General features: G+C 47.5%; 27 protein-coding genes, 1 tRNA gene and 1 pseudogene. 12 read left to right on the top strand and 17 right to left on the bottom strand.

Annotated elements, in window-relative coordinates:
• The 10 genes from QM717_RS00990 to QM717_RS00945 all read right to left on the bottom strand — a co-directional run.
• Window positions 1-348 (bottom strand): hypothetical protein (locus tag QM717_RS00990; protein ID WP_415033934.1); only part of this gene is annotated, 348 nt, incomplete at its 3' end.
• The gene (locus QM717_RS00985) at window positions 345-698 is read right to left on the bottom strand and encodes a hypothetical protein (RefSeq protein ID WP_415033932.1); all 354 of its coding nucleotides are present in this window, start codon (window positions 696-698) and stop codon (window positions 345-347) included. The genes QM717_RS00985 and QM717_RS00990, both read right to left, overlap by 4 nt.
• A 17-nt stretch (window positions 699-715) precedes the next feature.
• A complete protein-coding gene (locus QM717_RS00980) occupies window positions 716-985 on the bottom strand; it encodes a YtxH domain-containing protein (protein WP_415033930.1) in 270 nt (89 codons plus the stop codon).
• A gap of 62 nt (window positions 986-1047) precedes the next feature.
• Complete coding sequence (locus tag QM717_RS00975; RefSeq protein WP_415033928.1) at window positions 1048-1710, bottom strand: porin family protein; 663 nt, start codon at window positions 1708-1710, stop codon at window positions 1048-1050.
• 204 nt (window positions 1711-1914) lie between these two features.
• Window positions 1915-2160: a hypothetical protein gene (locus QM717_RS00970; protein ID WP_415033926.1), complete on the bottom strand. Its 246-nt coding sequence runs from the start codon at window positions 2158-2160 to the stop codon at window positions 1915-1917.
• A 42-nt stretch (window positions 2161-2202) separates the two neighbouring features.
• A complete protein-coding gene (locus QM717_RS00965; RefSeq protein WP_415033924.1) occupies window positions 2203-2991 on the bottom strand; it encodes an MlaD family protein in 789 nt (262 codons plus the stop codon).
• A 1-nt stretch (window position 2992) separates the two neighbouring features.
• Window positions 2993-3769 carry an ABC transporter ATP-binding protein gene (locus QM717_RS00960; protein ID WP_415033922.1) on the bottom strand — a complete coding sequence of 259 codons (777 nt, stop codon included), beginning with the start codon at window positions 3767-3769 and terminating at the stop codon, window positions 2993-2995.
• Complete coding sequence (locus QM717_RS00955; protein WP_415033920.1) at window positions 3766-4593, bottom strand: MlaE family ABC transporter permease; 828 nt, start codon at window positions 4591-4593, stop codon at window positions 3766-3768. Before QM717_RS00955 ends, QM717_RS00960 begins: the two co-directional genes overlap by 4 nt.
• A gap of 6 nt (window positions 4594-4599) precedes the next feature.
• Complete coding sequence (locus QM717_RS00950) at window positions 4600-5805, bottom strand: AI-2E family transporter (RefSeq protein WP_415033918.1); 1206 nt, start codon at window positions 5803-5805, stop codon at window positions 4600-4602.
• Window positions 5806-5883: 78 nt separating this feature from the next.
• Window positions 5884-6339, bottom strand: a complete 456-nt coding sequence (locus QM717_RS00945) for a DUF1801 domain-containing protein (protein WP_415033916.1) — start codon at window positions 6337-6339, stop codon at window positions 5884-5886.
• A 138-nt stretch (window positions 6340-6477) separates the two neighbouring features.
• On the opposite strand from QM717_RS00945, the gene QM717_RS00940 reads away from it, so the two are divergent.
• The 7 genes from QM717_RS00940 (at window position 6478) to QM717_RS00910 (ending at window position 11869) form a co-directional block, all read left to right on the top strand.
• Entirely contained in the window at window positions 6478-6723 is a 246-nt protein-coding gene (locus tag QM717_RS00940; protein ID WP_415033914.1) for a hypothetical protein, read from the top strand.
• Between the two features lie 94 nt (window positions 6724-6817).
• Window positions 6818-7585 (top strand): dienelactone hydrolase family protein, encoded by a 768-nt coding sequence (locus QM717_RS00935; protein ID WP_415033912.1) that lies wholly within the window; start codon window positions 6818-6820, stop codon window positions 7583-7585.
• A gap of 34 nt (window positions 7586-7619) precedes the next feature.
• A complete protein-coding gene (locus QM717_RS00930) occupies window positions 7620-8612 on the top strand; it encodes a DUF3667 domain-containing protein (RefSeq protein WP_415033910.1) in 993 nt (330 codons plus the stop codon).
• Between the two features lie 54 nt (window positions 8613-8666).
• Window positions 8667-9686 (top strand): M28 family metallopeptidase, encoded by a 1020-nt coding sequence (locus QM717_RS00925; protein ID WP_415033908.1) that lies wholly within the window; start codon window positions 8667-8669, stop codon window positions 9684-9686.
• Window positions 9687-9826: 140 nt separating this feature from the next.
• The gene (locus QM717_RS00920) at window positions 9827-10300 is read left to right on the top strand and encodes an RNA polymerase sigma factor (protein WP_415033906.1); all 474 of its coding nucleotides are present in this window, start codon (window positions 9827-9829) and stop codon (window positions 10298-10300) included.
• Window positions 10287-10880: a hypothetical protein gene (locus tag QM717_RS00915; RefSeq protein ID WP_415033904.1), complete on the top strand. Its 594-nt coding sequence runs from the start codon at window positions 10287-10289 to the stop codon at window positions 10878-10880. Before QM717_RS00920 ends, QM717_RS00915 begins: the two co-directional genes overlap by 14 nt.
• Before the next feature lie 53 nt (window positions 10881-10933).
• A complete protein-coding gene (locus QM717_RS00910; RefSeq protein ID WP_415033902.1) occupies window positions 10934-11869 on the top strand; it encodes an alpha/beta hydrolase in 936 nt (311 codons plus the stop codon).
• Between the two features lie 125 nt (window positions 11870-11994).
• Here QM717_RS00910 and QM717_RS00905 read toward each other — a convergent pair whose 3' ends face one another.
• From QM717_RS00905 to QM717_RS00875, 7 genes are all read right to left on the bottom strand, one after another.
• Window positions 11995-12240: a hypothetical protein gene (locus QM717_RS00905; RefSeq protein ID WP_415033900.1), complete on the bottom strand. Its 246-nt coding sequence runs from the start codon at window positions 12238-12240 to the stop codon at window positions 11995-11997.
• 131 nt (window positions 12241-12371) lie between these two features.
• Entirely contained in the window at window positions 12372-12635 is a 264-nt protein-coding gene (locus QM717_RS00900; RefSeq protein ID WP_415033898.1) for a hypothetical protein, read from the bottom strand.
• Between the two features lie 115 nt (window positions 12636-12750).
• Window positions 12751-12824: transfer RNA gene (locus tag QM717_RS00895), tRNA-His, on the bottom strand.
• A 62-nt stretch (window positions 12825-12886) separates the two neighbouring features.
• On the bottom strand, window positions 12887-13603 hold the full coding sequence (gene bshB1, locus QM717_RS00890; RefSeq protein ID WP_415033896.1) for a bacillithiol biosynthesis deacetylase BshB1: 717 nt from the start codon (window positions 13601-13603) through the stop codon (window positions 12887-12889).
• Window positions 13604-13619: 16 nt separating this feature from the next.
• On the bottom strand, window positions 13620-14447 hold the full coding sequence (locus QM717_RS00885) for an isochorismate synthase (protein ID WP_415033894.1): 828 nt from the start codon (window positions 14445-14447) through the stop codon (window positions 13620-13622).
• The gene (locus tag QM717_RS00880; RefSeq protein ID WP_415033892.1) at window positions 14371-14679 is read right to left on the bottom strand and encodes a hypothetical protein; all 309 of its coding nucleotides are present in this window, start codon (window positions 14677-14679) and stop codon (window positions 14371-14373) included. Before QM717_RS00880 ends, QM717_RS00885 begins: the two co-directional genes overlap by 77 nt.
• Window positions 14679-15107, bottom strand: a complete 429-nt coding sequence (locus QM717_RS00875) for a hotdog fold thioesterase (RefSeq protein WP_415033890.1) — start codon at window positions 15105-15107, stop codon at window positions 14679-14681. Before QM717_RS00875 ends, QM717_RS00880 begins: the two co-directional genes overlap by 1 nt.
• A 184-nt stretch (window positions 15108-15291) precedes the next feature.
• Here QM717_RS00875 and QM717_RS00870 point away from each other — a divergent pair, with 184 nt between their 5' ends.
• The 5 genes and pseudogenes from QM717_RS00870 to QM717_RS00850 all read left to right on the top strand — a co-directional run bounded on the left by QM717_RS00870 (window position 15292) and on the right by QM717_RS00850 (window position 25481).
• Complete coding sequence (locus QM717_RS00870) at window positions 15292-16836, top strand: hypothetical protein (protein ID WP_415033888.1); 1545 nt, start codon at window positions 15292-15294, stop codon at window positions 16834-16836.
• A gap of 93 nt (window positions 16837-16929) precedes the next feature.
• Window positions 16930-20589 (top strand): phosphoribosylformylglycinamidine synthase, encoded by a 3660-nt coding sequence (purL, locus tag QM717_RS00865; protein ID WP_415033886.1) that lies wholly within the window; start codon window positions 16930-16932, stop codon window positions 20587-20589.
• A gap of 42 nt (window positions 20590-20631) precedes the next feature.
• Window positions 20632-22986, top strand: coding sequence for a M14 family zinc carboxypeptidase (locus QM717_RS00860; RefSeq protein WP_415033884.1), 2355 nt, complete (start codon window positions 20632-20634; stop codon window positions 22984-22986).
• A gap of 87 nt (window positions 22987-23073) precedes the next feature.
• A pseudogene (locus tag QM717_RS00855) lies at window positions 23074-24847 on the top strand (AMP-dependent synthetase/ligase).
• A 175-nt stretch (window positions 24848-25022) separates the two neighbouring features.
• A complete protein-coding gene (locus QM717_RS00850; RefSeq protein WP_415033882.1) occupies window positions 25023-25481 on the top strand; it encodes an SRPBCC family protein in 459 nt (152 codons plus the stop codon).
• The last annotated feature ends 65 nt before the right edge of the window (window positions 25482-25546 follow it).

The raw sequence follows: 25546 nt of genomic DNA, 5'->3' as shown, positions 1-25546 counted from the left end.
TTTGACGGTTGACATTTTCTCAGGGATATTTTTCATTACCAATCCGGTAACGCCAGTTTGCAAAGCGGTTCCGGCCAATTTGGAAACGACGCCTGCGCCTGAACCGATGACGAATTTCTTCGCCAAAAATCCCGTCAACAAACCCACGGCGCCTTTGATCAATTTCCCTTTGAGTTCGGGCGAAGAAATCGCGTCGTTGAATTCTTCCTTGATGATATGGATCGGATTGAGCTGCTCCTTGGTAAACTCGAAATGTTCCTTGAGCAGGTACAAATCGGACTGCTGCTTCCTTTCGAGGAACGCAATGGCTTCGTTGAGCGATTTGTTGTCGGTTACGGTAGTGATCATCTTTTCTTTTCTTTAAAGATTTGTCGGACGATGTAATCGTTGAGCGGATTTTCAAGCCATGATCTTCGGAAAATCAAGAGTATAATTCCGATGCTGATGTAAATTCCGGCCACGGCGAAAAATCCGTAATAGGTTTTTCCGAGTACGTCGCCCAGATACAGCGACAACCCGATGGTGATTAACAAGAAAAACAAAGCAATAATAGAAATAATGACCACGCGGGAGATGAATGAAGTGAATACATCCGTTCCTTTGTCGATGGCTTTGAGCTTGTAAAGCTCGACACTGGTTTTGGCGTACTCCTCGATTTTGTCCACGAGCATTTCCACTATTATTGCTTTATCTTTCATGACTGAATGGCTTAGATTTATCCTTTGGCTGAATTCTTGAGATCTTCGGCAAACTCATACGCTTCGTCTACATGAGCGTGGCCGTTTTGTTTCACTGCTTCGAGACGGGACGACAGGTTGTCAATCACATGATTGTATCTGTTTTTAAGACCGTCGAGTGAATCTTTACCTTTATCGGCGATTTTTTTACGGGTTACCGAGCCTTTATCTGGCGCAAACAAAATGCCCAGAATAGCTCCGGTGGCCAAACCTGCCAATACTCCTAATGCTACTTTTCCTGTGTTCATGATGCAAAATTTTAAATGATTAATTCTTTTTATTCTTCTTTTAGTTTTAGCAATTCTTCCCTTTAATAGAAAGTGTATCCGAGTCCAAATTGGATGACCTGGTTTTTATAGCGCGGCGAAGTCGAATCGCCATCGGTATCGGTCTTGGTGATGTCCCAACCGCCACGGGCCGAAACGAACAGTCCTTTCCAATTGGTTTCTACCCCAACCACGGCCCCGATGACGCCTTTCTTGTAATTGTCATCTGTGATTTCTTCCTCCTGCACCAGCGTAATGGTTCCTTCGTTGAAATCATCCTTGGTTTCGAGCAGGTACGAAAACTGCGGCCCGACCAAAAAGGTCAATTGCGGAATCGGCTTGATCGACAACTGCAACGGGATGTCGAGATAGCTCGTCGTGCGTTCGAAATCGTACGAACCGCCCAAAAAAGTACCGGTGGCCTTGAATCCCTTTTGCGAATAAATCACCTCGGGCTGGATACCGATAATCGTTCCGAGTGGCACCGATACAAAGGCACCGCCGTAAAATCCGGTTTTCGAATCGGCGATGAAATCCTCGCCTTCCTCGTCATAGACATTAGAAATGTTGAGACCGGCCCGGATCCCGAAACCAAACTGGTCGCGGTTGTCGCCATCGGCAGTTGGCTTGATCGGTTCTCCTTGTGCCGAGGCGTTGGCAGCGGCTAAAATCATAAGGGCGCATACGGTTTTTTTCAATGTGTTCATGGCTAATTATTTTGTTAGATTTAGTGGCGTAGATTCGATTGAGAAATCTACATTACAAAGATGCGAACCCAGTAAGGGTAATGCCTTACAAAACTTTACGTATAAATTATATGATTTGCAGGTAGCCGATTTTGTATGTATTGGACTAATAAAAAAAGCGCCCTTGGAGGGCGCTTCGGTAAGTAGCTGATCGACAATCCGATCTTATAAGTGATGGTCTTTGTAAACCCTGTTGGGATTTTGCAATTGGTGCTCGGCTACATAATTCCGGAAGATGGTCACCAGCGAGTCATAGTATTTTTGCATGGCCTCGAGGTCTACATGCGGATGGGCTTCTGAAGGAATGGTGACCGGCATTTCATTGAGGTATTTGTGCAATTCCGGATAATTCTCACGGATGGCCGTGGTAATCTTCATTATTTTTTCATTGAGTTCGTCCTGGGCATTCATGTCATTAAAATTTAATCAAATATAACGCAAAATGCGATTACTTTATTTTTTGTTTTCTTCTTTTTCATTCTCGGATTGCTCTTTGGCCTTCTCAGCGGCCTCGGCTGCGGCTTTGGCTTCTTTTTCTTTTTTCTTTTCGGCTTCCTTCTTGGCCTTCTCGGCGGCTTTGGCCTTGCGCTTGAAATAACCTTTGAGCAGGAAATTCTCCTGCGCGGCTTTCATGTTCTCATCCAGACCTTTCGTACTGTTCTTGAGGTTTACGATGGTCTTGTCGATGTTGTTGGCCATCGTCGGGTCTTGGATGAGCTTGCCCAAGGTTCCCTTGCCGCTATTGATTTTTCCCAAAATCTCATTGATTTCGCCCGTGGCCAATGCGGCGTTGTCGGCCGTAATCTGCAGGCTCGCCAAAATCGCATCGGTCTCGATGGGTTCGGCTGCGCGAATGACCTGGCCGTCCTTGACCGTCGCGGCCCCAACGCTGCCTTGCGAAAGCACGACGAGTTTATCGCCGATCAATCCTTCCGAACCTATGCCCGCTTCAGAATCGGCCTTGATGAATTGCTGCACTTCTTTCTTGACCAGCATATCGACCTTGACCGTCGAATCGTTGACAATGCGGATGGCATCTACGGTTCCGATATTGATGCCCGAAAAACGCACCGAACTGCCCACCTGCAAACCGCTGACGTTTTCAAAACGCGCCGAAATCTTGATGACCGGGTCGAACAGGTTTTTCTGCTTCCCGATGATAAAAATCGCGAGCACAAATAGCGTGAGCCCGACGGCGATGAATACACCCAAACGTACCTTGAAATTCTGTGATCTTTCCATGTTAATTCTTATTAAGTTCTTGGTTTTGCGGTTTAAAGAACGAGCTGATGTAGCCGTCGTTGTCCTTTTCAAATTCTTGAAAGCTGCCTTCCTTATAGACCTCGCCTTCCTTGAGCATGATGATGCGGTCGGCTACGGTGCGCACACATTCCATATCGTGTGTGATGATGATCGACGAGGCTTTGTATTTCTGCTGGATTTCGTTGATCAGGATGCTGATTTCGTTCGAGGTCACCGGATCGAGTCCTGTCGTCGGCTCATCGTATAGGATGATTTCGGGATCGACGATGATCGTGCGCGCGAGTCCGATCCGTTTGCGCATTCCGCCCGAGAGTTCGCTGGGCATCTTGTCGATGGCTTCGGCCAAACCGACGTTTTCCAAAGCCTGCTGCACCTTCTCGTCGATTTCGGCCTCAGACAATCCTTTGCGGATGCGGCGCAGCGGGAATTCGAGGTTCTCGCGTACGGTCATCGAATCGTACAGGGCCGCGCTCTGGAACAGGAAACCGATTTTGCGACGCACCTCATCGAGTTGGCCCTTGTCGAGTGCGTTGACTTCCTCGCCAAAGACTTCGATCTCGCCCGCATCGGCCTTGAGCAGCCGTACGATGCATTTGATCAACACCGACTTGCCGGTTCCCGATTTGCCGAGCACAACCAAATTTTCCTGTTTTTTGAGCTGCAGGGAAACATCTTTGAGTACATCCTTGGGCCCGAAACTTTTCTTGAGGTTGCGGATGTCGATGACGGTTTGGGTATTTGTATCTGGCTTTTTCATAACAAATCGGTTATTTGGACGGCAATCAAATCGACAAAAATCACGAGCAATGAAGCAGTTACTACGGCCGTGTTGGCTGCCACGCCTACACTTTCGGTTCCATTCTTGGCATTGTATCCCTTGTAGCATCCCACCAGGCTGATGACCATTCCGAAGAAAAACGACTTGATGAAGGCCGGGATGAAATCGATGAATTCCACATCGCGGAACGCCTGGGTCATGAACAAGACCGCACTGATGTCGCCCTTGATGTTGGCCGCCATCCATCCGCCGAAAATCCCAAGCGCATCGGCATACAAGGTCAGCAGCGGGATCATCAACGTACAAGCCAGTACGCGCGGCACAACGAGGAATTTGATCGGGTTGGTCGACGAAACTTCCATCGCATCGATCTGTTCGGTCACGCGCATCGAACCCAATTCGGCGCCCATGCTCGATCCGATTTTCCCGGCACAGATCAGCGCCGTGATGACCGGGCCCATTTCGCGCAGCAGTGAAATCGTGACCATGCTCGGCAACATATTGACCGCACCGAAATCGATTAATACCGGACGCGACTGGATCGTCAATACCAAACCAATGATCAATCCCGTGATAGATATGAGTCCTAGCGATTTGTTCCCGATCTGGAAACATTGTTTGAAAAATTCCCTGAACTCGAATCCTCGGGCAAATGTATTGCGGAAAACCTGGGCGATAAACAGGAAGACATCGGCCAGGGCGATAAGGAACCGTTTGGCGCTCAAGGTGTGCTCTACGGACGTATCCGTCAGGGCAATGCTGCGGTTTCGCGCATAATTCTTGACTGTTTTGTAGGGTCTCATTGGGTTTTATTTTGGCGTGTTGGTATCTTCTGTGGTGGTCGTTGTGGTGGTGGTTTCCGTTACGATTTCTATCTTGACGTCCTGACCGAAGTTGATCGTGTCGCTCGAACTTTCCGAATACAACGGAAATTTGATCCTGTGCCATTCGTAGGTCTTGGGCAAATCGTCGCCCATCAAATACCCCCAGGGTTCGAGCGGTTCGATGCGGTCAAAAATGACCTTGAGGATGGCAATGACGGGAATCGCGAGAAACATGCCCGAAAATCCGCCGAGCGCGCCCCCGATGATGATCCCGACTATCGAAACCATCGCGTTGACCTGTACCTTGGAGCTTACGATCATCGGGACGAGCAAATTGTTATCGATCAATTGCACGACGATGTTCACGACGATCACACCGATGATGATCGACAAATCGGCCGAACCGGTCAACGAAGCGACAATACTGATGACGCCTGCAATCGTGATCCCGATGTAAGGAATCAGGTTCAGGATTCCGGTAATCACACCGAGCAAAATCCAATACTTGATGCCAATGATCATAAAACCGAGCGAGGTCAACACCGAGACCACGACCATCTCGATGAGCAGCCCGAGGATGTAACTTTGCACCGATACCTTGATCTGCCCGAGAATGTCACGCAACCGGTGGTGGTGTTCGGCCTTGAACAATTTGCACAGAAATTTGATGAAATGGTTGCGGTACAAAAGGAATAGGAAAGTATAGATTGGAATCAGGATGAGATTCATGAACACATCGGTAAACGACAATAAGGTCGTGCCTACGAGTTCCTTTCCGGTTTTCATCGAATCCTTGGTCGCATCGTCTATGATTTTTTCCTGCTCGCGTTTGCTCAGGTTGAAATTCTCGCGCACGAGCTCCTGCAGGTTGTTGAAATGCAGATTGAGGTTTTGTTTGATCTTGCCCCAGTCGTGCGCCATGTCGCTGACCTGCATCGAGATGAAATAAAAAATCCCGACAAAGAAGGTTACAAAAATCAGTACGGCCACGATTGCGGCAATCACATGCGGCAGTTTGAGTTTGCCGGTCAAAAAAGTGACAATCGGCCGCAATAGAATAGCAAACAACAGGGCCAGCAACAAGGGAATGATGATGTCCTGGCCGTAATAAAACAACGCCATAATCAAGCCGAGGCTCAACAAGGTAAAGGCCAGTTTGGCATAAAACGGAAATCGGATAGCTTGGTTCATGAATCAAAATTGGACATAATTCCCCCAAATCTGATTACATCAGCCTTTGTAACTTTTATAAGATTTCCATTAACAATTTTAACGTTGGAGCATACGCTGGTACAATGTTACCCAATCGGAAACCGACATTTTCTGGACCAGTTCGGCAATGAGTTCATACGGAATCGCATCCATCTTTTTAAAGCGGATGCAACTCTTGCCCATATCGAGTTTGGTCTTTGAATGCTTTGGATATTCGGCCACAAACCAATCGTATAGATTCTTGTCGGCATACAATCCCATGTGGTACAGCGCGATGAAATTTTTCTGTGAGGCCATGTTCAGGAAAGGCAACGGCAGTTTGGGATCGCAATGATAGCCCGCCGGAAATGTTTCGTGCGGTACGACATAACCGACCATGCCATAAGACATGCGCTCGTCAAAACCTTTGGGCAAGTTTTGTAAGATAATATTTCTTAACTTCGTCAAGGCTTCTTTTCGGTCAGTCGGCAAAGTATTGAGGTATTCGTCTGGTGTCGTCGCGGTGGAGGCCATGGTAAAAAGTTGGTTTTTAGCGTTTAAACAGGTTTAATTTTGAAGTTAAAGATAGGTTAATTGGCACGGAAAATGTAAATAGCCCATCAACTAAACTTTATTTTAGCACAAAAGAATAAAACTTTAAATTGCAGAATGATGAAAAAAATAGTTTTAACATTTATATTTTTTGCGTTCAGTTTCATCGCTTCGGCCCAAACCGAACAAAAAGAGCAAGAAACACCAAAGCCAACGCAAAAGGAACAAGACCAGGCTGCCAAAAAAGCCGCCGACAGTGACTTCCAGAATAAAAAAGCCCAAGAGGCCAAAGAAAAACAGGAAGCCAAGCGAAAGGCCATGAAAGAGAAGGCCGAAGAAAAAAAACAGATCGAGCGAACCAGATAATCGCTCCCAATACAAAGAAAAGCCGCACCAAAAATGCGGCTTTCTTATTTATCGGAAATTGCCTAATTTTAAAACCCTAAAAACACAACTCCCGATGAAAAATTACATTACGCTTACTGCAATCTTCCTGTTCGCGGCTTTTGCCCACGCACAAATGAAAAATGTGGCCTACAAAGACGGCGCGCAAAAACTCAACGGTGTGGCCGTCATTCCCGAAAAACGCATCAAGAATGCCCCAGGGATTTTGATCCTTCCGGCCTGGCGGGGGATTGACAACCATTCGAAACTGGTCGCCGAAAAATTGGCCAAGCAAGGTTATTTTGTATTCATTGCCGACATCTATGGCGAAGGCAATTATCCCAAAGACAACACCGAAGCCGGAAAAATGGCCGGCCAATATAAAAAAGACGTCGTGGCTTACCAAAAACGCATCGCCCTGGCACTCGACCAACTCATCATGCTCGGGACCAATAAGGAAAAAGTCGTTGTGATCGGCTATTGTTTTGGCGGAACCGGTGCACTCGAGGCAGCCCGAAGCGGTATGCAGGTCAAAGGCGTCGTCTCTTTCCACGGCGGTTTGGGCAAAGATGCCACGCGCAAAACCACTGCCATCAAGCCGAAAGTATTGGTCTGCCATGGCGCCGACGACACTTTTGTCCCAGAAGACGAAATCAAGGGCTTCCAAAAAGAAATGCACGATGCCAAAGCCGATTGGCAAATGATTTATTACGCCAACGCCGTACATGCCTTTACCGAGCCCGAAGCCGGAAACGACAATTCCAAAGGCGTGGCCTACAACGAAAAAGCCGACAAGCGCTCGTGGCAACATTTTATGGATTTCCTCGAGGAAGTTTTGGAATAATTCCTATTTTTAAACGCCAAACAAACCCTACTCCATGAGTAAACACCAACTCAGAAAAGACATGACCTGCCTGAATTGCCGTCAGGTCGTTGAAAAAAGATATTGTCCGAATTGCGGCCAGGAAAACACCGATACCCGAAAGACGTTCCACCATTTATTCGTCCACTTTTTTGAAGATTTGACGCATTATGAGAATGCATTCTGGAAAACGATCCGCAATTTGTTGTTCCGCCCGGGATCGCTGACCAAGGAATACATGTCGGGCCGCCGGATGTCCTATCTTGCCCCGGTCCGATTGTATATCTTCATCAGTTTCGTGACCTTTTTCCTGATGAGCGTGCTGCCGTCGAACGAATCGGAAAACCCGGACGACAAAACGACAACCAATTACAATTTCAGTGGACGCGACCGTGCCGAAGCCAAGCAATTCACCGATTCGATCAAGAGGGCCAACCTCGGCGACGGATTGACCTTCGGGGATTATGAATCGGCCGAAAAGTTCGATTCGGTACAAAAGACACTTCCCGCCGAAAAACGCGCCACGGGTCTCAGCAAATGGTTGCAAAGACGCCTGGCCAAAGTCAATGGCGAGACGACACCAGAAGAATTCCGAAAAAAATTCGGTAAGGCCATCGTGCACAACATCCCCAAAGCGTTGTTTCTTTACATGCCGTTCTTTGCGCTTTTCGTTTGGCTGTTCCACGACAAGAAACGTTGGTATTATTTTGACAACGGTATTTTTACGTTGCATTATTTTTCGTTCTTGCTGCTCACGCTTTCGATTTTCATGACTTTGGAAAGCATCACTTCGTACCTCAGCGAAGGACTCAACGACTTTATGGCTTTCCTGATCTTTCCCATGCTGTGCTGGTGGTTCTTTTATTTTTTCCGTTCGCATCGGCGTTTTTTTGGCGAAAGCAAGGCCGTTTCGAGAACCAAGAGTTTCCTGTTGTTCATCATCAATGCCAATTTCCTGTTGTTCTTTATCATTGCCTTGATGATCTACACCGCTTTATATTTGGAATAAAATGTTACAAATTTCAGGTTAGCGAGACTGATGCCTGAAACAATCCTGATTGATATGAAAAAAATTGTCCTGCTGTTGACCATCGCGCTCTTTGTATCGTGCAAGAACACCAAAGATGCCGTACACAAAGCTGCCGATCCGGTAAAATACATGCATTCGATTGCAGCCAACGAAATGAAAACACACCTGTACGTGATCGCGAGCGATGAAATGGAAGGACGCGAAACGGGTTCAGCCGGACAAAAGAAAGCGGGTGAATACCTGATCCGACAATACAAGGCCGCGGGGATTTCCTATCCGCCGGGCGCTACCGATTATTACCAGAAAGTCCCTGCCGAATTCATGAACAAAAAATACGGCGAGAAACTCGGGGATTCCGAAAACATCTGGGCCTTTATTGAAGGTTCTGAAAAACCAGCCGAAATTGTCGTGCTTTCGGCGCATTACGACCATGTAGGCATGAAAAACGGCGAGGTTTACAACGGGGCAGACGACGACGGTTCGGGAACGGTGGCCTTGCTCGAAATGGCCAAGGCGTTCCAGAAGGCCAAAAAAGAAGGACATGGCCCGAAACGCTCGATCCTGATTTTGCATGTCACGGGCGAAGAACACGGTTTGCACGGATCGCGTTATTATTCCGAGAATCCGTTGTTCCCGCTCAAGAATACCGTAGCCGATGTCAACATCGACATGATCGGCCGCCATGACAAGGAACACGTCGCTTCGAGCGATTACATGTACAGCATCGGTTCGGCCAAATTGTCGACCGACCTGTTCAACATCATCGAGGCGACCAATGCCAAATACACCAAACTTTCGCTCGATTACAAATACGACGCACCCGATGACCCGAACCGTTTCTATTACCGTTCGGACCATTATAATTTTGCCAAACACGGTGTGCCGTCGGTGTTTTTCTTCAGCGGCATCCACGAAGATTACCACCAGCCCGGTGATGACGCCGACAAGATCGAATATGAGGCTTTGGCCAAACGAACACACCTCGCCTTCATGGTCGCCTGGGAATTGGCCAACCGAAAGGACCGTATCGTCGTCGACAAGGACGGCAAATAGAAGATAGACCGCTTCGCTGTCAGACTAACAAAATAGATTTATTCCGAAAGGAAAGCCTTAAAATAAACTCTGGTTCGCCGGAGTTTTTTATTTTGTAACATTTTGTAAGTTGGCGTATCAAAGCCTCAAAACAGATCAAGATGCAATTCGAACAAATCTACGCCGCCTACTGGCAAAAAATTTACCGCCTGTGCCGCGGTTACGTCAACGACGACGATTGGGCCAAGGACATCGCCCAGGATACTTTTGTAACGGTTTGGCAGCAACTGGCCACCTTCCGGAACGAATCGGCGATCAGCACCTGGATTTACCGGATTGCGGTCAACAATTGCCTGCGGCAGATCGAACGCCAGAAACGGCTGCCCAAAGACCATTTCCGGCACGAGATTGCCGAAGCGGATTCGGTTTCCCCCGAAGGTAAAATCGCTTTCCTGTACCAATGCATCAGCGAGCTCAAGGAAATCGACCGCATCATTATTTCATTGGAACTCGACGACATCAAACAGGCAGAGATCGCTTCCATCGTGGGCATTTCCGAAGCGAATGTACGTGTCAAGATCCACCGCATCAAAGAAAAATTAACCGAAAAATTCAGACGCTATGACCGTGACTAATTTCAACGAACTTTGGCAAAGCAACCAGCCGAACATTCCCGATCCGCAAGAAATCATCGCCAAGGCACTTAAAGTGCAACGAAACACCAGACGCAAAACGCTGTTCGGGAACGCCTTGCTTGCAGCCACTTTGGCCTTCATCATTTTTATTGTACTGCATTATGATCCAAAAATGCCCACGACCAAATTGGGTACTTTGATTGTAGTAATCGCCATCGTGATGCAAATCATCGCTTCGGGAAAACTGATCCCGATGACGCGCAAAACCGATGCGACCAGCAGCACCGCCGATTTCCTCAAACAAATGCTGCAAATCCAACAAAAGCAATTGTATTTGCAAACCACAATCATGAGTTTGTATTTTGTAATGCTGTCGGGCGGGATTTTCCTGTATATGTATGAATATGCGGTCCGGATGGGCGCGCTTGGTTTTGGATTGACTTATGGTTTAACTGCTTTGTGGATCGCATTGAGCTGGTTTTACATCCGGCCGAGAACCATCAGAAAACAAAACGGCGCACTCAATGAGGTCATCGAAAACCTCCAGAAGATGAACCGACAGTTTGCAGAAGAACAATAATGTAACATTCGAGAAACTTTGGTATCCAAACCCAGAACTTAAAATCAGAAATCATGAAATCCATCCAAAAAATCATCCTTCTATTTTTATTGGCGCTCTCCTTTCCGATTGCCCAGGCACAGGAACTGTACGTCAAGACTTTTGGCAAACCGCAGGACAAGCCCATCCTTTTCCTGCACGGCGGGCCGGGGTATAATTCGGCGGGGTTCGAGATTTCGACCGCGCAAAAACTCGCCGACCAAGGTTTTTTCGTTATCGTTTATGACCGTCGTGGCGAGGGCCGTTCGGTGGATACCAACGCCAGGTTCAATTTCGAACAGACTTTCTCGGACATCAACAGCATCCGTACAAAATACGACCTCAACCAATTGAACCTGATGGGACACAGTTTTGGCGGTATCGTGGCGATTTTGTACGCACAGCAGTTTCCACAAAACGTGGGCAGTGTCCTTCTGGTCAGTGCCCCGGTGGCGTTGCAGGAATCTTTCGCGACGATACAAAACGCTTCGCGCAAACTGTATGAGTCCAAAAATGACCAAGTGAACCTCAAATACCTTGACATGCTGGCGGCCATGGACCATTCGAGTATGGAATATGCATCGTACAGTTTCATGCACGCCATGCAAAACGGATTCTACACGCCCAGAAAACCCAACGACGAAGCCAAACTGATCTACCAGCAAATGGCACCCAATCCCAATTACAAATACGTGACCGCGATGACGCGCGAGGCACCGATGGGATTTTGGAAAAACGAAAAATACACCACGCTCGACCTGACGCAAAACATCCGTAGCCTGGTTTCCAATAAAATCAAAATCTTTGGGATTTATGGTGTGGAAGATGGACTGTATTCGGTCGAACAAGTTGAAAAACTAGGCCAGCTCATCGGAAAAGCCAATCTGATTTATGTTGAAAATGCCGCGCACAATGTGTTCATCGACCAGCAGCAAACCTTTTGGGTTTCGGTCAAACAGTACCTGCAATAGTTAGCATTAGCTTAACGATAAGTTAATCTGCATTGGCAATTATAGCCGTACTTTTGAAACATCATAAAATGTTTCTATTTGGATTAGGTTAGTAAGGGTTTGCCTTGGTGGGCAAACCTTTTTATTTAGAAAGAAGCATAGAGCCTTTTGACACATTCGCCACAAACAAGCTTGCCAAGACCGGCCGCCGCATAACGTGCCTTGTCAGGGTCGAGACACACATGGTTGTCGTGCCACTTGCCTTGGTCGAGTTTGATTTTCTTGCAGATGCTCTCCGGCCCCGCATCGCAGGAATGGTCGAGATGGAAATACCCCTCGAAAATATGGATTTCGTCGTGACCATACCTTTTGAAACTATACGCTTTGCCCATACGATCAATTTTAAGTTCAAACTTTAAATTGGATTATGTGGTAGCGAAGTCCAATCCGGGACTTTGACCTATAGCTGGCACTGCGGTCTAAAAGCTTTTTGTTGAGCGGTATTAAATGTAGTGATTTTTCTTTACAGATAGGGTTTTTCGTTCTTGACGATTTGCAGTTTGCCAATCGGTATCGTATCGGTGGTATCTTTGGCAATGAGCACCTCGAGCAATTTGACCGGGAAATCGTGCAACCCTTCGGGCGAATTTTTCATTTCCTGGATGATCGTTTCGAAATCGTGCGGATTCAACACGAGTGAATCCCCGGCATCGATCCTGTGCCGCATGATGTAATCGCGCAATGCATAGACCGAGATTTTGTTTCCTATAAAAATAAATTCTGACATGGCTTTTCTTTTTCCCCTAAGTTAAAAAAGCTTTCACAGCGAAGGAATTTATTTAGGTTTTTATTGGGATAAAAAACAAAAAAGCCCCAGATTTCTCTGAAGCTTTTATAATCAGGGTGGATGACCGGGTTCGAACCGGCGACCCTCGGCACCACAAACCGATGCTCTAACCAGCTGAGCTACAACCACCGTGTTTTACGGGTGCAAATATATTATAAAAGTTTGCGAAACCAAAGAAAATAAATAAAAATTTACTTCAAGTCGCTTAAGCTATTGACAGCCAAATATCTTTCTGCGGTAAAACCTTCGCCATATTCCGCACCGATGAGCCTTCCGAGGTCCTGCGCACGGTAATTGAGGCTTTCGAGGAAGTTCTTGGTCGCAATCGGTGTCTCGGGTTCATTGCTGTTCGGGTCGTAAAACTGCGAACCATAGGCCATGATCGCGGCTACCCTTTTGTGGTTGAAACCCGAAATATCGACGACAAAATCGGGCTCGATGTTTTTCCATTGGATGTAATGGTACACCATTGTTGGACGATAAGCCTCTTGCTTTTGTCCATCGAGTTCGGTTTCGATCTTGCGCAATCCCGACAAAAAACAAGCATCCGAAACCAGTTTGCTGCCGCGACCGTGGTCGATATGACGGTCATCGACGGCATTACACAACACGATTTCGGGTCGGTATTTGCGGATCATTTTGATCACTTCGAGTTGGTGTTTTTCATCGTTTAGAAAAAAACCATCGCGCATGCGCAAATTTTCCCGCGCCACAACACCGAGGATTTTTGCCGCTTCAGCCGCTTCCTGATCGCGCAAATCCGCCGAACCGCGCGTACCGAGTTCGCCACGCGTCAAATCGACAATGCCCACTTTTTTTCCTGCCGCGATTTCCTTGGCCAACGTACCGCCGCAACCGAGTTCTACATCGTCGGGGTGTGCGCCAAATGCGAGTATATCTAGTTTCATATTGTTTATTATCGGGCTAAAATAGTATTTTTTTGATCGTCATCGACTTGTTGACCGTTTCGATGTATTCCTTGTGCGGGTCGCTGTCCTTGGTCACGCCACAGCCGATGTACAGCAAAGCCGAATCGCCTTTGATTTCCATGCAGCGCAAATTGACAAACAAATCGGTCATTTTTTGTCCCGAATGAAAACCAAGATCCAATTCGCCCAGATAACCCGAATAGTATTTGCGGTCATAACCTTCGTGCTCCAAAATAAAATCGCGGGCTTTTTCTTTCGGCAAACCGCAAACCGCCGGCGTGGGATGCAAAATATCGAGCAATTGCCTGACGTTTGAATCTTCGTGCAGCGTTCCCGAAATATCGGTCTTGATGTGCAGCAGGTTACCGGCGCGATACGTGTACGGATTCGAAAATGCAATATCCGAAGTGACATTTTCGAGGTTTTCCAAAATGAAATCGGTCACGAAACGCTGTTCCTCCTGTTCCTTGTTTTCCCAATGGACATTTTCGTCGCCTTCGAATTTCTGGGTCCCGGCCAAAGCAATCGTTTCAAATTGATTGGTCCGCACCTTGAGCAATTGCTCGGGCGAAGCACCAAACCACATCCCTATTTCGGGATGGAAAAAGCAATAGGTGAATGCCGCGGGATAGGTGTTCCGCAATTTCTTGAATGTCGCGATCGCATCAAAGTTTTCCAATTTTACCGTTTCTGAACGCGACAAAACGACTTTTTGGAATTCATTCCTATGGATGGCCGCTATGCCCTTATCCACCAAATGCTCGAAAGGCTTCTTTTCCTTTGTGCTCGGAATCGGGAACGACGGCATCGGCCATAGTTTCATTGGCTACCCAATCTTCCATCAAAACTTCGCTTTGGCTTTCGGGAATCAAAACCACATCGTTTCCGTTGAACGGCGCGAATACAAAACCGGGTTGTGTAAAATCATGGGACTTGAACAAGGTGGCCTCTTTTTGAAAAAAACCAACCAATTGGCCACTTTTGGGTTTATGGTACAACACAAACGGCAATCGGTTTTGCAGTTGGTTCTGGGCTTTATCGTAAATCCGTTTCATTATTTCTCGCTTTTCGGAAGGACGATGTTCGTGAGTTTGCAAAGCGAAACCAGACGGTCTTCTTCGTCGACAATCCTGATTTCCCACAAATGGATCGTTTTGCCCTTGTGGATGATCCTCGCCGTCCCGGTCACGATCCCTTCGCGTTTGGCACGCAAGTGGTTCGCCGAGATTTCGATGCCGCGCACCTCCTCGGTTTCGGGATTCACGAACAGCATCGAGGCCGCGCTGCCCACACTTTCGGCCAGGGCCACCGAGGCACCGCCGTGCAGCAAGCCCATCGGTTGGTGGATTCTGGAATTGACAGGCATTTGTGCCACGAGAAAATCGGGGCCTGCATCAGTGAAACGGATGTCGAGTGTTTGCATCAAGGTATTTTTGGAGAAGTCATTGCACAGCGCAATCACTTTTTCTTTGTCGAAAGTCATGGGTTCAAATTTGACGTAAAATTACGCGATAAAGCCAAAAGAAAAAAGTAAAAGAATATTTGGAAGCAGTTTCCGTTATAATTGAGATTATTTTGAAAATTCGATTTTGAACCCCGTCGGATTTCCAAATGAATTGCTATTTTTACCATCCGGGCCGTCAGGCCGAATTTAATTGACAAACCAAATGCGCAAACTTACTTTTTTACTTTTCGTTGGAATCATTGCCGTATTGACCTCTTGCCGCAAGGATTTCGACACCGTCCCGAGCAAAGGCGGGCTTCAATTTTCGGCACAGACCGTTTACCTCGACACCGTGTTCACCGGAATCGGTTCGAGCACTTATATGCTCAAAGTATACAACAGAAGCGACGACGACATTTCGATTCCGAACATCCGACTCGAAAGGGGCGACGCTTCCAAGTACCGCATCATGGTCGACGGCATGACCGGCATCGAAGGCAAAGGCAAATACTTCCCGAATGTCGAAATCCTGGCCAAGGACAGTTTGTTCATTTTTGTAGAGGCGACAATTGAGGTAGCCGATACCGGATCTGATTTCACCTACAACGACAAAATCCTTTTCGATACCGGAGCGAACCAGCAATCGGTCGATCTGGTCACTTTAGTGCAGGATGTCAACCTGATTATCCCAGACCGCCAAATGCCTGGAAAAATCAAGGAAATGATTTCGATCAATGGCCAACAGACCGATATCGTGGGCCACACACTCACCGATGACCAGCTCAACTGGAACAATACCAAACCCTATCTCGTTTATGGATTTGCGCATGTTCCGCCGGGCAAGACACTCACGATCGGCGCCGGGACCAAAGTCCATTTTCACGACAAGGCCGGTTTGATCATCGACGTCGGGGCGCACATTGTGATCGAAGGAACCAATTCGGTGTATGATGCAGAAGGCAACCTGGTCACCGACAACGAAGTGACTTTCGAAGGCGACCGCCTCGAGCCGCGTTTTTCGGAAACACCTGGGCAATGGGAGCAATTCCTGATTTTGTCCAATTCGGGCAACAGCATCAACCACCTGACTTTAAAAAACTCGCTCTATGGCATCCGCTTGCCGGGCGTAACCGATTACCATCCGCAACTCACGATTACCAATTCGCAGATTTACAACTCGGCTTTCACCGGAATCTGGGCGATTAATGCGACCGTTACCGGCGAAAATCTCGTGGTGAATTATGCAGGCGTGAGCTGTTTCGCGGGTCTCGAGGGCGGAACCTATACGATGACGCACTGTACGTTCAACAACGATTGGCAAAGTACCGAACAATATGCCGTGATGCTCGACAATTACCGCGTCGAGAACAACACCAAGTTCCCGGAAATACTGACGCCGTCTTTCAAGAACTGCATCATTTACGGTTCGAACCGCGTCGAAATGCTGCTCGATATTTATGATGTTGAAGACAGTTTCGACCAGATGGCTTTCCAAAACTGCCTGATCAAATTCAACGATTCGGGTACATTATTGGCCGATGATCCGCAATACGATTTCATCCGAAACCCAATCAATAACAATAAGAAAAATGAAGACCCTAAATTTGCGAACCGCTATAGAAATTGGTTGATCATCCCAGAAGATTCTCCGGCGGCCAATGCGGCGAGTACGGCTTTTCCAACTACTCCGAATGCAGATATTTTTGGAATTCCAAGAGTGGGCGATCCATTCACAGACATGGGTGCCTACAATGCCTACACCCCTTAATAACTTTAAGACATTTTTGTTAACCAACGGCTTGCAGTTTGCCCATTTATAAACTAAATTTGCAGCTCACAACAACAACTTAAATAAAGTACAATGATTCATTTCTTCGGAAACGAAAGCCATACCGTTTTTGCAGTCCAGATGCAAGGCGCGCTTTCGGCGGAAAACACCTCAAAATTAAACTGGCTTTTTGGCAACGCAAATCAAATAGAAAAATCCGTCCTGACGGATTTTTTTGTTGGCCCCCGTGCCGCGATGATCACGCCTTGGAGCACGAACGCCGTAGAGATTACCCAAAATATGGGCATCGAAGGCATCATCCGAATCGAAGAATTTCATAAAGTTGGCGCCGACTTCAATGATTTCGACCCGATGCTGTCGCAAAAATACAGCGAATTGAATCAAGACATCTATACGATTAACATTCAGCCCGAGCCGATTTTGGAAGTTTCCGACATCGCCGCCTACAATAAACAGGAAGGTTTGGCTTTGAGCGATGAAGAAGTCGATTACCTCAATAATCTTTCCAACAAACTGGGTAGAAAATTAACCGATTCGGAAGTTTTCGGATTCTCGCAAGTCAATTCGGAACATTGCCGCCACAAAATATTCAACGGCACATTCGTCATCGACGGCGAGGAAATGCCCACTTCCCTATTCAAGCTCATCAAGAAAACCTCAGCCGAAAACCCGAACGAGATTGTATCGGCCTACAAAGACAACGTCGCATTCATCAAAGGGCCGCGCGTACAACAATTCGCCCCAAAATCGGCCGACAAACCCGATTTCTACGAAACCAAAGATTTTGATTCGGTGATTTCACTCAAAGCCGAAACGCATAATTTCCCAACCACTGTCGAGCCGTTCAATGGTGCGGCAACCGGTTCGGGTGGTGAAATTCGCGACCGTCTCGCCGGCGGACAAGGTTCGTTGCCTTTGGCGGGAACTGCGGTTTACATGACAGCCTATTCTCGTTTGGAAAACGACCGCAATTGGGAAAATGGCATGGCCGAAAGAAAATGGCTCTACCAAACACCAATCGATATTTTGATCAAAGCCTCGAATGGCGCTTCCGATTTCGGGAACAAATTCGGACAACCGTTGATTACCGGTTCAATTTTGACCTTCGAACACGAAGAAGCCGGGCGCAAACTCGGTTACGATAAAGTCATCATGCAGGCAGGTGGAATCGGTTATGGAAAATTGGATCAATCGATCAAAAAGAAACCACAGTCTGGCGATAAAATCGTCATCCTGGGTGGAGAGAATTATAGGATCGGAATGGGCGGTGCGGCCGTTTCCTCAGCCGATACGGGCGCTTTCAGTTCGGGAATCGAGCTCAACGCGATCCAACGTTCGAACCCAGAAATGCAGAAACGCGCGGCCAACGCCATCCGCGGGTTTGTCGAAAGCGACCACAACCCGATCGTATCGATCCACGACCACGGCGCAGGCGGACACTTGAACTGTCTGTCCGAACTCGTCGAAGAAACCGGCGGACTCATTGATTTGGACAAACTGCCAGTCGGCGACCCGACCTTATCGGCCAAGGAAATCATCGGCAACGAATCGCAGGAACGCATGGGATTGGTCATCGGCCAGGACGACATCGACACTTTGCATCGAATCGCCGAGCGCGAACGTTCGCCCATGTATGAAGTCGGCGACGTGACGGGCAGCCACCGTTTTACATTCGAATCCAAAACCAACGGCGACAAACCGATGGATTTTGCGCTCGAGGACATGTTCGGCTCGTCCCCAAAAACGATCATGTCGGACAAAAAAATCAGCAGAAATTACACGGAATTGAATTATTCCGAAGCAAACATACCTACTTATCTCGAAGCGGTTTTACAGCTCGAAGCCGTGGCGTGCAAGGATTGGCTCACGAACAAAGTCGATCGTTGCGTCGGCGGAAAAGTAGCCAAGCAACAATGCGCGGGACCTTTGCAATTGCCACTCAACAATGTGGGCGTCATGGCTTTGGATTACTTCGGAAAAGAAGGTATCGCGACCTCAATCGGGCATGCTCCGGCAGCCGCTTTGATCGATCCTGCGGCAGGCAGCCGCAATGCGATTGCAGAATCGTTGTCGAATATTATTTGGGCACCGATCAAAGACCAAATCAAAGGGATTTCTTTGTCGGCGAACTGGATGTGGCCATGCAAGAATGAAGGCGAAGATGCGCGTTTGTATGAAGCCGTCAAAGCCTGCTCCGATTTTGCGATCGAACTCGGTATCAACATCCCGACCGGAAAGGATTCGCTTTCGATGAAACAGAAATACCCTGACGGCGATGTGATTGCGCCCGGAACCGTAATCATTTCGGCGGCAGGTAATTGCACCGACATCAATAAGGTCGTCGAACCGGTATTGAAGAAAAACGGTGGCAATATTTACTACATCAACTTATCGGGCGATGATTTCAAACTGGGCGGTTCGTCGTTGGCGCAAATCCTCAATAAAATTGGAACCGATGCGCCGACGATTCAAGATGCGGCACAATTCAAAAATACCTTCAATACAATCCAGCAATTGATCCTTGACGGAAAAATCCAGGCCGGACACGACATCGGAAGCGGTGGTTTGATTACGACCTTGCTCGAGATGTGTTTTGCCGATGTGAACCTCGGAGCCGATATCGATCTGAGCAACCTTGGCGAAAACGACACCACCAAATTGCTGTTTGCCGAAAACATCGGTATCGTTTTCCAGGCCGAGGATTCGGTTGAAAATACCTTGAAACAAAACGGTATTGCTTTTACCTATATCGGAAAGGCCAATGAAAGCAATTCGCTGCGCATCAAAAACGCTGATGCGAATTTAAGTCTGGATGTTGCCGAACTGCGCGACGTCTGGTTCAAGACTTCTTACCTGCTCGACCGCAAACAATCGGGTGAAATCAAGGCGAAAGAACGTTTCGATAATTACAAAAATCAACCTTTACACTATACTTTCCCAACTCATTTCAATGGAAAAAAACCAGTAATTGATTCATCGAAACCGCGTCCGAAAGCCGCCATCATCCGCGAAAAAGGCTCGAATTCCGAACGCGAAATGGCCAATGCGATGTACCTCGCCGGATTCGACGTCAAGGACGTGCACATGACCGATTTGATTTCGGGACGCGAAACGTTGGAAGACATCCAGTTCATCGGGGCTGTCGGCGGATTCTCGAATTCGGATGTACTCGGTTCGGCCAAAGGTTGGGCAGGCGCGTTCCTTTATAACGAAAAAGCCAAAACCGCTTTGGACAATTTCTTCAAGCGCGAAGACACCTTATCAGTCGGAATTTGCAACGGTTGCCAGTTGTTTATGGAATTGGAAGTCATCAACCCGGAGCATGAAATCCATGGCAAAATGATCCACAACGAATCGGCCAAGCACGAAAGCGGATTTACTTCGGTGAAGATTCAAGAAAACAAATCGGTGATGCTGTCTACTTTGGCGGGCACGACTTTGGGCGTCTGGATTTCACATGGCGAAGGCAAATTTAACCTGCCGTACAGCGAAGACCAATACGAGATCGTTTCCAAATATGCGTACGAAGGCTATCCGGCCAACCCGAACGGCTCGCATTTCGACATCGCGATGATGTGCGACAAAACGGGGCGCCATTTGGTGACGATGCCGCATATTGAGCGTTCGACCTTCCAATGGAACTGGGCCAATTATCCGGAAAACCGCCAGGATGAAGTCACGCCTTGGCTCGAAGCATTTGTCAACGCGCGCAAATGGATTGAGAATAAATAATTTTATATTTGTTGGGATTTAACTGCTTAAATCCCAACAGCTATGAAAAAAATGCTACTCGCAGTATTGCTTTTGCCTTTCTTTGGAATCGCGCAAAACAATACTGAAAAATACCACCGCGCAAAAATCATTTACCGGACTGCGGAAAATTTGAAAAAATTGGAAACCGCTGGATTGGCGATGGATCATGGCATCCACAAAATCGGGTATTCATTGGTTTCGGATTTTTCGGATTCTGAGATCCAGGCCGCAAGGAATTTGGGTATTCCCGTGGAAATTGAAATCGAAGACATTCAGCATTATTATGCCAATCAGCATGCGGTCAGCAAGTCGACGGCTTTGAATCCGCAGAATACCATTTGTGGCAGCGGTACCATCGATTATACGACTCCTTTTAATTTTCAATTGGGTTCGATGAGCGGTTATTATACGTATGACGAAATGCTCGAGCAGCTCGACGCCATGCATGCCGCAAGACCCGACCTGATTACGGCCAGGGCCGATGTGGGCGATTTCCTGACCTCCGAAGGACGCGCGTTGCAATGGGTCAAAATCACGCAAAACCCGGAGTCGATCAACAGCAGGCCGCAGGTTTTGTATACGGCCGTGCACCATGCCAGGGAGCCGATTTCGCTGTCGGAAACCATTTTCTACATGTGGTATCTGCTCGAGAATTACGATACGAATGAAGAAGTCAAATACATTGTCGACAACACCGAATTGTATTTTATCCCGGTGGTCAATCCCGACGGTTATGTTTACAACTGTACCACAGAACCCGATGGCGGCGGCATGTGGCGCAAAAACAGGCGCAATTTCGGCAGCAATTATGGCGTGGACAACAACCGCAATTACGATTATTGGATTGGTGGAAATGCCGCCCAAAGTGTATGGAATACGTTGGGCGTTTCGCCGGATGCTTCTGGGGAAACTTTTCCCGGAACGGCTGCCTTTTCCGAACCCGAAACACAGGCGGTCCGGTTTTTTGTAGACAACCACCACTTCAAACTGGCGCTCAATGCCCATACCTTCAGCGATTTGCTGTTGTATCCATTTGGGTACGACTTGGATGTGCCGAGTCCGGATGACGCTTATTTCCGGAAAATATCCGCTTTGATGGTTTCCAATAACGACCTGAACAATCATATCGCCTCGGCCTTGTATGCCGCTTCGGGCAGTTCCGACGATTTCATGTACGGGCAAACGATGAACCACGACAAGATTTTTGCCTTCACGCCTGAGATCGGGCAATGGTTCTGGCCAGCCACTACCGACATTATTCCATTGTCCAACAAAATGATGTTTACCAATCTGATCACCGCAAGACTTGCGCTGAATTATGCCAAGCTCACCGATACTTCTTCGGAATATCTGGGAAACACGGCGATTGTGAATCCTACTTTTGAATTGGCACGATACGGCTTGGGCGGAAATGGGAATTTTACCGTCAGCATCAATCCCGTTTCATCCAATATCATTGCGGTTGGCACCGCTTTTCAAATTGACGGCATGGCGATTTTAGAAGTGGCCAATTCGAGTATTTCACTTCAGCTCGCGCCCGGAACCAGCAGCGGTGACCTTGTTGTTTTTGAATACCTGATCGACAACGGCGCATACATCGACCGGCAATTGGTTACTAAAAAATTCGGGCAAGTGGCCAATATCTTTAGTGACAACGGTTCGGCAGTTGGGCCCACATGGACAACCGGCGGCTGGGGCACAACAACCGAAGCTTTCGTATCGGCGCCATCGTCGATTACCGATTCCCCGTTGGCAACTTATGGCAACAACCAAAGCAAAAACATCAGGCTGACCAATCAGATTAATTTGACCGCCGTATCGGGTGCAACAGCAACTTTTTCCGCCAAATGGGATTTGGAAAAGGGTTATGATTATACGGTTTTTGAAGTGATGCCCATTAATGGCAATACCTGGATCCCGCAATGCGGAAAATACACACGCATCGTTGGCGAAACCCCTGCTTACAGCGGAACGCAAAGCGATTGGGTCAATGAAGAAATCAGTCTCAGCGAATATGCCGGACAAATCATTCGGGTGCGTTTCCGGTTGATTTCCGACTTTGAGGTAGACTATGACGGATTTTATTTTGATGATTTCAAGGTCAACACCCTGCAGAATTCGGTGCTTTCGGTTTCGCATGAACAGGTTTCGGCTTTCGGTATTTATCCGAATCCGGCACAAGATTGGCTGCATGTCAACACCGCAAAAGCAGACTATACGGTCAAAATTTTTAACCTGCTCGGGCAGCTCGTGGTTTCGAAACCAAAGCATAACGGTTCGCAAAGCTTGGATGTAAGCCAGTTGGAGGCCGGCGTCTACCTGATCGAAATGCAGTCGGGAGATTTTACCCAAACCCAAAGGTTCCTCAAAAAATAATTCCCGCAAAGCGCTACGAATTAGCAAAATTTAGGCAAAATCCAAACGTTATTTTTACTATTTTGCATTCCAATAAAATCCGCACCTATGGCCGAAATTACCCGCCTGTTCGATTTCCCTTATCATCAACAGCAACATTATAACATTCCCGATGCATTGGTCACCAAACACAATGGCCAATGGATCAAGACTTCCTCCGATGCGTATTTGGCCAATGCCAATGCGGTTTCTCGCGCCTTGTTGCGCATGGGCATCGGCAAGGACGACAAGATTGCGGTCATTTCATCGAGTAACCGTAGCGAATGGCACATTATGGATATCGGCGTTTTACAGACTGCCGCGCAAAACGTGCCGATTTATCCGACGATTTCCGAGGAAGATTACGAATACATTTTGAACCATTCCGATGCATTGTACTGCTTTGTTTCGGATGCCGAAGTGTTGGGCAAAGTGAACCAGATCCGTCCAAACCTGAAAAGTTTGAAGGAAGTCTATTCGTTCGATGAGATCCCGGGCTGCAAGAACTGGAAAGAAATACTCGAACTTGGTGCCGATCCAAGCAACCAGTCCGAAGTCGATGCAATCAAAGCCACGATCACGACCGAAGATTTGGCCACCATCATCTATACTTCCGGAACGACCGGCCGGCCGAAAGGCGTGATGCTGTCGCACAAAAATATCGTCGCCAATGTACTTGGCAGCGAAAAAAGAATCCCGTTCGAAAGCAGGGAAATCGCGTGCGATGAGCTTCCTGCCGATCTGTCACATTTACGAGCGCATGGTGACTTATCTGTACCAATATTATGGTGTGGGCATCTACTTCGCCGAATCGATCGACAAAATCAGCGAGAACATCAAGGAAGTCCAACCGAACGTGATGACGGTCGTGCCGCGCCTGCTCGAAAAAGTCTACGAAAAGATTTACGCCAAAGGCACCGAACTGACCGGCATCAAAAAGAAATTGTTTTTCTGGGCCATCAATCTCGGGAATTGTTTCGAGCCTGATGGCGCCAACGGCTGGTGGTATGAATTCCAATTGTCGATCGCGCGCAAGCTCATTTTCAGCAAATGGAAAGAAGCGCTCGGCGGCAACCTGAACCTGATGGTTTCGGGAAGCGCGGCCTTGCAACCGAGACTCGCGCGTATGTTTGCTGCCGCCGGAATCCCAGTCGTTGAAGGGTATGGCTTGACCGAAACTTCACCCGTAATTGCGGTGAATGATATGAGAAACCGCGGATTCAAAGTCGGAACTGTCGGAAGACCTATTGAAAATGTCGAAGTCAAAATTGCACAAGACGGCGAAATCCTCGCCAAAGGCCCGAACATCATGATGGGCTATTACAAAGATCCCGAAAAAACAGCCGAAGTGTTGCAGGACGGTTATTTCCATACCGGCGACATCGGCGAGATCGACAGCGAAGGTTTCCTCAAGATCACCGACCGCAAGAAGGAAATGTTCAAGACCTCGGGCGGCAAATACATTGCGCCGCAGTTGATCGAGAATGCGATGAAACAATCGCGTTTTATCGAACAGATCATGGTCATCGGCGATGGCGAAAAAATGCCGGCCGCGTTCATCCAGCCCAATTTTGAATTTGTAAAGGAATGGGCCCGATTGCACAACGTTACGCTGGGTTCAACCCATAAGGAAATTGCCGAAAACCCGAAAGTCATCGAGCGCATCCAAACCGAAGTCGACACGATGAACGAGAAATTCGGCAACTGGGAAAAAGTCAAACGCTTTGAACTGACGCCAGAAGTTTGGTCGATCAACGGCGGCGAATTGACCCCGACGCTCAAATTGAAACGCAAGCAGGTTTTGGAAAAGTACAAGGATTTGTATAAGAAGATTTATGGGTAATCATTGATTGGGAGTTTTATGAGATTTCTCCCTGCGGTCGAAATGACAAGCATGGCCTAGCCCTGTCCCGATAGCTATCGGGAGTAGTGTAAATCCTTTTATGAAATGCAATAAAATAAAAGATTACAACGGACAGCAGGAATAGCTCCTAAAAATAAACTTTAAAAATAAAGCAATGCAAAAACTACAATTCAAAAAAGAGATCAATGCATCGGCTCAAAAAGTATATGAAACGATGTTGGGCTTGAAGGACAAAGCCACTTACCAGTATTGGACCGCCACGTTCAACCCCACCTCTACCTATGAAGGCAGTTGGGACAAAGGAAGCAAAATCCTTTTTGTAGGAACCGATGAAAACGGTAAAAAAGGCGGAATGGTCTCGGAAATCGCCGAACACCAACCTGCCCAATTCGTTTCGATCCGCCATTACGGATTCTTGGACGGAGATACCGAAATAACCTCCGGCGAATTGGTCGAAAAATGGGCCGGCGGACATGAAAATTACCGCTTTGAGGAACAAAACGGCATTACCACCGTAACGGTCGAGATGGATGTGATTGCGGAATACCTCGATTACTTCAACAACACTTATCCCAAAGCCATGGATAAATTAAAGGAAATTTCAGAGCAGTAAAAGCCTCTTGAAAATAAAATTGCAAACTCCCCAATCTACGGGGAGTTTTTTTATTTCTCGAATAC

The sequence above is a fragment of the Flavobacterium sp. genome (genome assembly GCF_047602195.1).
Classification (GTDB): domain Bacteria; phylum Bacteroidota; class Bacteroidia; order Flavobacteriales; family Flavobacteriaceae; genus Flavobacterium.
This window is presented reverse-complemented; position numbering and strand designations above follow the sequence as displayed.